Annotated in this window: 6 protein-coding genes and 1 tRNA gene; 1 reads left to right on the top strand and 6 read right to left on the bottom strand. The window is 75.7% G+C overall.

Features of this window, described 5'->3' with window-relative positions; genetic code table 11:
• Positions 1-48 precede the first annotated feature (48 nt).
• From G6556_RS14040 to G6556_RS14015, 5 genes are all read right to left on the bottom strand, one after another.
• A complete protein-coding gene (locus G6556_RS14040; protein ID WP_166942559.1) occupies positions 49-2,514 on the bottom strand; it encodes a hypothetical protein in 2,466 nt (821 codons plus the stop codon).
• A gap of 140 nt (positions 2,515-2,654) precedes the next feature.
• Complete coding sequence (locus G6556_RS14035) at positions 2,655-3,536, bottom strand: alpha/beta hydrolase (protein ID WP_166942557.1); 882 nt, start codon at positions 3,534-3,536, stop codon at positions 2,655-2,657.
• A 536-nt stretch (positions 3,537-4,072) separates the two neighbouring features.
• Positions 4,073-4,146: transfer RNA gene (locus tag G6556_RS14025), tRNA-Val, on the bottom strand.
• 61 nt (positions 4,147-4,207) lie between these two features.
• Positions 4,208-4,678 carry a redoxin domain-containing protein gene (locus G6556_RS14020; protein ID WP_166942554.1) on the bottom strand — a complete coding sequence of 157 codons (471 nt, stop codon included), beginning with the start codon at positions 4,676-4,678 and terminating at the stop codon, positions 4,208-4,210.
• Positions 4,679-4,688: 10 nt separating this feature from the next.
• On the bottom strand, positions 4,689-5,108 hold the full coding sequence (locus G6556_RS14015) for a DUF3052 domain-containing protein (RefSeq protein WP_203668855.1): 420 nt from the start codon (positions 5,106-5,108) through the stop codon (positions 4,689-4,691).
• Positions 5,109-5,585: 477 nt separating this feature from the next.
• Between G6556_RS14015 and aceE the strand changes: the two genes are divergently transcribed.
• A complete protein-coding gene (gene aceE, locus G6556_RS14010; RefSeq protein ID WP_166942549.1) occupies positions 5,586-8,327 on the top strand; it encodes a pyruvate dehydrogenase (acetyl-transferring), homodimeric type in 2,742 nt (913 codons plus the stop codon).
• A 418-nt stretch (positions 8,328-8,745) separates the two neighbouring features.
• On the opposite strand, the gene G6556_RS14005 is transcribed toward aceE, so the two are convergent.
• Positions 8,746-9,426, bottom strand: coding sequence for a hypothetical protein (locus G6556_RS14005; RefSeq protein WP_166942546.1), 681 nt, complete (start codon positions 9,424-9,426; stop codon positions 8,746-8,748).
• Positions 9,427-9,556 lie beyond the last annotated feature (130 nt).

Genomic DNA, 9,556 nt, shown 5'->3' with positions numbered 1-9,556 from the left:
GCCCCCGCCCCGCCCGCTGTCGTCACGCGCCGGGGGTGAGCCGCGGGCTCAGGACAGGACGCGCGCGTGCCCCGGGTCCGACTCGGCCGGCGGCCGGGCATTCCGGCCGAGCAGCCAGGTGGCGCACGCGGCGACGAGCAGCGGCACCGCCAGCCCCACGCCGGTCGCCGGGACCACGACGCCGGAGTCGTTGATCGCGAACCCGAACCCGAGCGCCACCGCCAGGGCCGTCAGCCCGCCGACCAGCAGCGGGGCGTCCGTGGTGAGCGCGCGCAGCGGCGCGCCGCCGGACAGCCACGCGTACGGCCCGCCGTCCGCGGCCCGCAGCGCCGAGCGGGCGGGCCGCCCGAGCAGGATCACCACCAGCAGCAGCCCGCCGATCGCGAGCAGCGTCTGCTCGCTGCCGAGCAGGATCCGCAGGTTCGTCCCGGCCTTGCGCAGCAGCACCCCGCCCAGCCCGCCGTCCAGCACCGTCTCCACGAACCGGCCCAGGTGGGTCCGCTCGTCGGCGGGGCGCAGCCAGTCGAGGACCGACAGCACCACGGAGGCGGAGATCCCGGCCGCGACGACGAGCCCCAGCCGCCGCCAGCCGAGCCGCGCCCCCGCGGTCACCACGACCAGGACGAGGAAGCCCGCGACGACGACGGGCGGCCCGCCGAAGTTCGCCCCGGTGGTCGGCGTCGTCGACACGATGCCCGACACCACCCCGAGCGCCAGCACGCCCACCAGCGCGACCACGGCCGTCGCCGCCCGCCGCCGGCCCCGGCGCACCAGCGGGTCGACGACCGCGACGGCGCCCAGGATCGTCGCGGTCACGAACAGGGCGAGCGCGGGGTTGCCGAACCCGTAGAACCGCCCGGCGACCAGCGACCCGGGACCCATCAGCGAGTCGAGGGACAGCCGCGCCCCGAGGGCCACGTCGAGCCCGAGCGCGACGGCCGTGATCGCCGCCACCACGCCGACCGGGCCGAGCGGGGTCCGCCGCCACGCGGGCACCGCGTACGCCGCGACGGCGACCAGGAGCGCGAGGGCGGCCACGAGGGGCCCCAGGACCCACCCCGGAGCGCCGGCGCGCCACCACGGCACCAGGTTCGCCAGGAAGGTCGCCACCGGGATCGCCGCGACCGCCACCGCCGCGACCCGCAGCGCCTGCAGCACCCCGCGCGCCTGCGCCTGCTCCTCGCCCGGGTGCGGGACCGCCGACCGGGCCCGGCTGCGCCGCCGCACCCAGGCGAGCAGGGACCGCCCGCGGCGCGTCAGGCCGACGGTCACCACGACGTAGAGGACGAGGTTGAGGGTCACCCACAGCACGTAGAACCCCGAGACCCGGGGCGCGACCGCCTGCGCGCGCCGGTTCTGGTCGACCAGCGCGGCGACGCGGTCGGCGCTGCTCCGGTCGTCCGGCGCGACCCGCACCGGCGCGCCCACGAGCGCCCCGGCCGCGGCGTGCTCCCGGATGCCGAGCGCGTCCAGCAGGGTCGGCGCGACGTCCGTCGTCTGCAGCAGCCCCGGCTGCCGGGTCGAGGCGGACCCGAGCAGCCCGGGCGCCGTCCCGGGACCCGTGGCGGCCCCGACCTGGAGGTGCGCGCGGCGGCCCGAGTCGGCGACCGAGACCAGCAGCACCGTCGGGTCATCCCCCGCGGCGCGGGCGGCGTCGAGCACCGCGCCGAGGCGCGCGTCGACCGCCCGGACCTGCTCGGCGCGGTCCGGCTCCGCGACCACCTCGGGGCCGATCGCCTGGGCCGGGTCCGCGCCGGTCGCGTCCACCTGCGTCGGGTCCGCCGGCACGGCGTCCGCCTCGTCGCCGGCCGCGCGGTCCCGCATGGCCCGGCCGGGGTCGCGCACCGAGCCGGCGTCGACGACCACGAGCGACGACCCGACGAGGGCCGCTGCGGTCGCGTCCCGGAGGGCGTCCGTGGTCCCGGGCAGGTCGACGTGCTCCCCCACCACGGCGCCGTCCGACCCCGCGAGCGCGATCGCCGCGCCCGGCCCGATCCCGGTCGCCACGGCACCCGCGGCCGCGACCGCGTCGCCGAGCAGCCCGAGCCGCGAGTCGTACGCGGAGGCGTCCGTGGCCGCGACGAAGTCGTCCCAGCCGGGCACCCGGCCGGTCACGTCGGGCTCGGCGAGTGTCCGGCAGCTGCCGTCGGCCGCCCGGGTGTCGTCCGCGCGGCCGCCGGCGCCCACCGCGAGCCAGCCGGCGCTCGGGCAGGTGGACGACCGCACGCTGCGGACGACCGTGCTCCCGACCGCCCCGGTCGCCGCCAGCTCCGCCAGCGCCGGGGTGCCGACGGTGCTCAGGTCGTCCCACCGCAGGCCGGTCACGCCGACGAGCAGGACCGTCGACGACGCGGCATCCCCCGTGACGGCGGCGCGGTCCCCGGCTGCGGCCGCGCGGTCCCTGGCCACGGGAACCGACGTCGGCACCGCGGCGGACGCCGCCGACGGCAGGACGACGACCGCGAGGAGCAGGGCGGTCAGGGCACGGCGGAACGGCGGGGAGAGCGCGGGCATCGGTTCACCGTACGGGCCCGCGGCGCCACGCCCCGGGGGGCCGCGCCCCACCTGCCCGGGGCTGCGTGACCTACGCGCAGGACCCGCACAGGATGCGCACGCGCCGCCCCCGGCGGGACCGTCGGGGGCGGCGGCGCGGGTCAGCGATCCACCGTGGCGAGGAAGTCGCCCAGCGCCGTGGCGAGGCGGTCCGGTGCCTCGAGCGCCACGTAGTGCCCCACCCCGTCGAGCTGCACCGCCCGGACCTCGCCCCGCACGACCCGCCGGAGCGTCGCGGCGGTGACGTCCCCGCCTAAGCCGCCGACCGCCAGGGCGGGCACGTCAAGCGGGCGCTCCTCGACGAGGCGCGCGATCTCAGGTCCCTCGGACAGGATGGATCGGTAGAGCCCGACCGCACCGCGCCAGCCACCGGGGCGGGCGTAGGTGCGCGCGAGCTCGGCGACGTCCTCCTCGGTCACGGCGCCGGGCGTCGCCACCATCGACGGGAACGCCCACCGCCCCAGCAGCTCGCGCTCCCGCCCGGTGAACAGCATCTCGGCGATGCCGGGGGCAGCCAGGGCGCCGATGTGCCACGACCCGCCGTGCGTCACGTCGGCGAACGCCTCGAGCCCCAGACCCGGCAGCCCCATCTCGACGGCCGACAGGCTCGCGATGTCGGCGGGGTGCGACGTCGCCAGGCGCAGGAGGGTCGCGCCGGCGACGTCCTGCCCGACCAGGTGGACCGGGCCGACCCCGAGCGTGTCGACCAGCCGGTGCAGGTCCTCGGCGGCGACGGCGCTGCCGAACGCGTCGTCGGCGACCGAGGAGTCGCCGAACCCGCGGAGGTCGACCGCGACGACGCGGTGCCGGGCGGCGAGCAGCGGGATCACGCGGTGGAAGGCCCACCAGGACTCGGGGAACCCGTGGACCAGCAGGACCGGGCTGCCGCCGGTGCCCGCCGTGACGTAGTGCAGCTCGGCCCCGTCGACGGCAGCGCGGTGGTGCTGCACGCCGGGGATCGTGGCGCCGGGATGGGTGCTCATGTGGACCTCCAGGTTGACAACGTGGTTGTCAGACTCGGCGATAGCCAACCAGGTTGTCAACACCTCGGAGGTCCCGTACCGTCGCGCCATGGAGTCGACACCCGGGGTCCGCACCGCTCTGCTCCTGCTCGGCGGCTTCGAGGCGATGGTCGGCGACGTCGTCGAGGAGCTCGCGCGGCGCGGCCACCCCGGCGTCACCGCGAACCTCGAGTTCGCGCTCCTCGCGATCAAGGAGGGTGCGGACAGCGCGTCGGCCCTCGCCCGCGCGCTGGGCGTCTCGCGCCAGGCCGCCGCCAAGTCGGTCGCCACCCTGGCCGACCTCGGGTACGTCGACCGGGTGGACGACGCCGCCGACGCCCGGCGCAAGGCCCTGCGCGTCACGCCCCGCGGCGACGAGATGACCGCGATCGGGGCCGCGCGGTTCGACGAGCTCCGCGCGCGCTGGGCGGCCGCGCTGGAGCCGGGCGCCGCGGACGCGGTCGACGCCGCGCTCGCACGGCTGCCGGAGGTGCTCCGGCCACCTTCTCCGCGGTCGGTGGGCCCGGCCGGTCTCGAACCGACGACCTCCGCGGTGTAAGCGCGGCGCTCTGACCAACTGAGCTACAGGCCCCTGCTGCGGTGCGCAGCCTACCGGTGCCGGTACGGCCGCCGGACGCGCGGCCGGCGCCGCGTCACAGCCCCGCGACCGCGTCCCGGTACCCGGCGAACGGCCGCGCCACCCCGGCGGCGGACAGCGTCGACCACCGCAGCACCCCGCCGGCGTCCAGCAGGAACGACCCCCGTCGCGCGTACCCGTCCACCTCGTCGAAGACCCCGTACGCCCGGGCCGCCGCCCCGTGCGGCCAGAAGTCGGACAGCAGCGGGAAGGTGTACCCGTCCTGGTCCGCCCAGGCGCGCAGCGCGGGGCCCGGGTCGCAGGACACCGCCCGGACGGCGACGCCCGCGGCCGCCAGCTCCGGCAGGTGCTGCTGCAGCTCGGTGAGCTCGGCGGTGCACACCCGCGAGAACGCGAACGGCACGAACACGACCAGCACCGGGGACGCCGCGGCACCGCCGACGGCCACCGGCGCGCCGTGCGCGTCCGGCAGCGTCAGCGCGGGCGCGGGGGCGCCGACGACCGGCAGCCCGGGCGCGCCCGTCACGGCGGCGGGGTCAGCGACCGCGGCCGCGGCTGCCGAGGCGCGTCGCGGACCAGTCCCCCGCGATCGAGAACGTGCTCGTCGCGTGCAGGCCGGCCGTCGTCGCGGCCTCCTCGATGTCGTCGTGCCCGACGTGGCCGTCGCGGCCCGGCTTCGGGGTCAGGACCCACATCTGGCCGCCGTCGTCCAGCACGGTCATCGCGTCCATGAGCGTGTCGGCCAGGTCGCCGTCCTCGTCGCGGAACCAGATGACCACGCCGTCCACGACGTCGTCGTAGTCCTCGTCGACGAGCTCGGTGCCGGTGATCTCCTCGACCCCGGACCGCAGCGCCTCGTCGACGTCGTCGTCGTAACCGAACTCCTGGACCACCTGGCCCGAGGTGAACCCGAGACGGCCCGCCCCCGAGGGGGCGTCGCCGGTGCTGGATGCCACGTCCTGACCTGTTCCTTCCGTCGGGCGTGCCGGGCCGCTCCCGAGCACCACCTGTTCGATGATCACCGAACGGTAGCCCACCGCACCCCACGAGCGCGTGGCAAGCGCCGTCGTGGCGCCGCGCATGTCGTGCGCCGCGGACCAGGCCGTCCGCACCTCGGGACGCCGTGACGACGGACCCGGGCGGTGCGCGCCGCCACGCGATCGGGCGACGACGGGCGGGACCGGGAGCCCTCCGGACCCGGAAAGGGCCCGTGACGTGCCCGGACGTGACCCGGACCACCCCCGCGCGGCACGATTGTCACGGACGTCACGCATCCCAGGGGGCGGACTGGGAGACTTTCGGTGTCCGGACGGCGGACAATGGTCCTACTACCCGCCCGGCGGCGGCGCGCACCGAAACCGGCGCGCACGCCGGCGGGCCGAGATGCGCACCGGGGCCGATCGGCCCCCCGCGTGGAGAGGCGAGGAGCACTGGTGGCTTCGAAGGACGAGCGCGGACCGCTCATCAACGGCCTGCTGAGCCAGGTCCCGGACGTGGACCCCGAGGAGACCTCCGAGTGGGTCGAGTCCATCGACGGGCTCATCGACGACAAGGGCGGCCCCCGGGCCCGCTACGTGCTGCTGAGCATGCTCAAGCGCGCGCGTGAGCGGAACGTCGCGGTGCCGGCCGAGCTGAACACGCCGTACGTCAACACCATCGGCGTGCACGAGGAGCCGTACTTCCCGGGCGACGAGGTGCTGGAGCGCCGGTACCGCTCGTGGAACCGGTGGAACGCCGCGGTCATGGTGACCCGCGCGCAGCGCCCCGGCGTGGGCGTCGGCGGCCACATCTCCTCCTACGCGTCGGTGGCGACGCTGTACGAGGTGGGCCTCAACCACTTCTTCCGCGGCAAGGACCACCCGGGCGGCGGCGACCAGATCTACTTCCAGGGCCACGCCTCCCCCGGCGTCTACGCCCGCGCGTACCTCGAGGGCCGCCTGGACGAGCACCAGCTCGACGGGTTCCGCCAGGAGGTCTCGCACCCGGGCGGCGGCCTGCCGTCGTACCCGCACCCGCGCCTGATGCCGGACTTCTGGGAGTTCCCGACGGTGTCGATGGGCCTCGGCCCGGCGTCGGCGATCTACCAGGCCTGGACCAACAAGTACCTGCACCTGCGCGGCATCAAGGACACCAGCCAGCAGGACGTCTGGGCGTTCCTCGGCGACGGCGAGATGGACGAGCCCGAGTCGCGCGGCATGCTGCAGCACGCCGCCCAGCAGGGCCTCGACAACCTGACCTTCGTGGTGAACTGCAACCTGCAGCGCCTGGACGGCCCGGTCCGCGGCAACGGCAAGATCATCCAGGAGCTCGAGGCGCAGTTCCGCGGCGCCGGCTGGAACGTCATCAAGGTCGTGTGGGGCCGCGAGTGGGACGCCCTGCTCAACGCCGACAAGGACCGCGCGCTCGTCCACCTCATGAACGAGACCCCGGACGGCGACTACCAGACGTACCGCGCTGAGAACGGCGCGTTCATCCGCGAGCACTTCTTCGGGCGCGACCCGCGCACCAAGCAGCTCGTCGAGAAGATGACCGACGACGAGATCTGGGCGCTCAAGCGCGGCGGCCACGACTACCGGAAGATCTACGCCGCCTACAAGGCCGCGCGGGAGCACACCGGGCAGCCGACCGTCATCCTGGCGCACACCGTCAAGGGCTACGGCCTGGGCTCCGGCTTCGCCGGGCGCAACGCCACGCACCAGATGAAGAAGCTCAAGGGCGCCGAGCTCAAGGCCCTCCGCGACTCGCTCTCCATCCCGATCACGGACGAGCAGATCGACGAGAACCCGTACCTGCCGCCGTACTACCACCCCGGCCAGGACGACCCGGCGATCCAGTACCTCCAGGAGCGCCGCCGCCAGCTCGGCGGGTACGTGCCCGAGCGCCGCTCGACGCACAAGCCGCTGACGCTGCCCGGCGACAAGGCCTACGAGCTGCTGAAGAAGGGCTCCGGCACGCAGGAGGTCGCCACCACGATGGCGCTCGTGCGGCTGTTCAAGGACCTCGTCAAGGACAAGGAGCTGGGCAGGCGCCTGGTCCCGATCATCCCCGACGAGGCCCGGACGTTCGGCCTGGACTCGATCTTCCCGAGCGCGAAGATCTTCAACACGAACGGCCAGAACTACCTCGCCGTCGACCGCGACCTCATGCTCTCCTACAAGGAGTCCGAGTCCGGTCAGATCATGCACACCGGCATCAACGAGGCCGGTTCCGCGGCCGCGTTCCAGTCGGTGGGCACGTCGTACGCCACCCACGGCGAGGCGCTGATCCCGTTCTACTTCTACTACTCGATGTTCGGGTTCCAGCGGACGGCCGACCAGTTCTGGGCGGCCGGCGACCAGATGACCCGCGGGTTCCTCATCGGCGCCACCGCCGGCCGCACCACGCTGACCGGCGAGGGCCTGCAGCACGCCGACGGCCACTCGCCGCTGCTGGCCGGCACCATGCCGCACGTCGTGCACTACGACCCGGCGTACGGCTACGAGATCCGGCACATCGTCCGCGACGGCATCCAGCGGATGTTCGGCGAGGACGGCCGCGACCCCGACGTCATCTACTACCTCACCGTCTACAACGAGCCGCTCGTCCAGCCGGCCGAGCCGGAGGACGTCGACGTCGAGGGCATCCTCAAGGGCATCCACCTGCTGTCCCCCGCCGAGGGCGACGGGCCGAAGGCCCAGATCCTCGCGTCCGGCGTGGCGGTTCCGTGGGCGCTCGAGGCGAAGCAGCTGCTCGCCGACGACTGGGGCGTGCACGCCGCGGTGTGGTCCGTGACGTCCTGGAACGAGCTGCGCCGCGAGGCGCTGGCCGCCGACCAGCACGCGTTCCTCAACCCGGGCGAGGAGGCGCGCACGCCGTACCTCACCGCCAAGCTCCAGGGTGCCGAGGGCCCGTTCGTCGCCACGACCGACTACGACCACCTCGTCGCCGACCAGGTGCGCGAGTGGATCCCGGGCCGGTACGCCACGCTCGGCGCCGACGGGTTCGGGTTCTCCGACACCCGCGCCGCCGCCCGCCGGCACTTCAAGATCGACGGCCCGTCGACCGTGGTCCGCGTCCTGCAGCAGCTCGCCCGCGAGGGCAAGGTCGCGGCGGACGCCCCGGCGCAGGCCATCGAGCGGTACCGGCTGCACGACGTCACCGCCGGCACCTCCGGCAACGCGGGCGGCGAGTCCTGACCGGACCCGCCTGACCCGACGCGACGGGCCCCGCACCCCCCTCGGGGGGTGCGGGGCCCGTCCGCGTCCGGGACGCCCGGCCGCGTCCGGTGCCCCGAGCGGAGCCCGGTGTCACCCGCCGAGTTCGGTGCCACCCGCCGAGTTCGGCGCCCGTACGCACCGAACTCGGCGACGACCACCGAACCGGCGCGGCCCGAGGCTCGCCGAGATAGGACCGCCGCGCCGAGATAGGACCGTCCAGGGCCCTATCTCGGCGCGCAGGCCCTATCTCGGCGAGGTGGCGAGCCCGGGCACCCGCCGCTCGGCGAGGCGACGGGCACGCGAGCCGGCGCGCCGACGAGCGCCGCGAGCGCGCGAGTCGGCGCGGGGGCGCGCCGACGGCTCGGCCCGCCTGGGCCGGCGTCAGGCTCCGCGGGCGTCAGGCGCCCGCGTGGCGCTCCGCCTGCTCGACCAGGCGCGCGAGCTCGCGGCGCATCTGCGCGATGTCGTCCTGCTTCGGGTACAGGTCGAGGCTGGCGAGGTGCTGCTTCGCGTCGAGCGGGCGGCCCGCCTCGACGGCGGCGAGCACCAGCTCGCGCCCGACCTCCGGGTCGTGGTCCTTGGGGTGCCAGTGCCCGGTGCCGAGCCCGAGGGCCTCGACGGGCAGCCCGGCCTCGCGCAGCAGCCGCAGGCCGGCGACGAGCGCCGCGCCGGACGGGTCGCGCTCGGCGGCGGTCGTCAGCCGGCGCAGCGTCCCCTCGAGGTCGTCGCGCACGGAGAGCCGTGCGACCTCGACCAGCGGGTACCAGGCGCGGGGGTTGCCGGCGAGCTCCTCGCCGAGCGACCACACGGCCAGGTCGGCGGCGCGCTGACGCTCGGCGTCGTCGGCCTCGGCGGTCAGGGGGTCGTCGTCGACACCGGTCACGGCGTGCCGGCGGACGATCTCGGCGAGGGCCGCGAAGGCGCGCTCGTCGTTGGGGTCGTCGCCGAGCCGGGACCTCAGGGCGTCCTCCTGGGGGACGTCGCCGTGCCGGGGGGCAGCCGTCGGCCGGCGCGCCCCGATCCGGGACGCGGGCGCAGGGCGGCCCAGCAGGCGGCGCAGTCGGGGCAGCAGAGCCATGACGCGACACTATCCGGTGCACTCGTCCCGCACCGGTCGAACGGCCCGGCACCCGGTCCGCCGTTCCCGGGACCTTTGTCGGTTCCCCACAACGGGGCCCTATGCTCACGGCATGCCTCAGCCCCGCCGG

It is taken from the genome of Cellulomonas sp. IC4_254, assembly GCF_011603975.1.
GTDB lineage: Bacteria > Actinomycetota > Actinomycetes > Actinomycetales > Cellulomonadaceae > Cellulomonas.
Note: the sequence above shows the minus strand (reverse complement) of the source record. Positions and strands in the feature narration are given on the sequence as shown.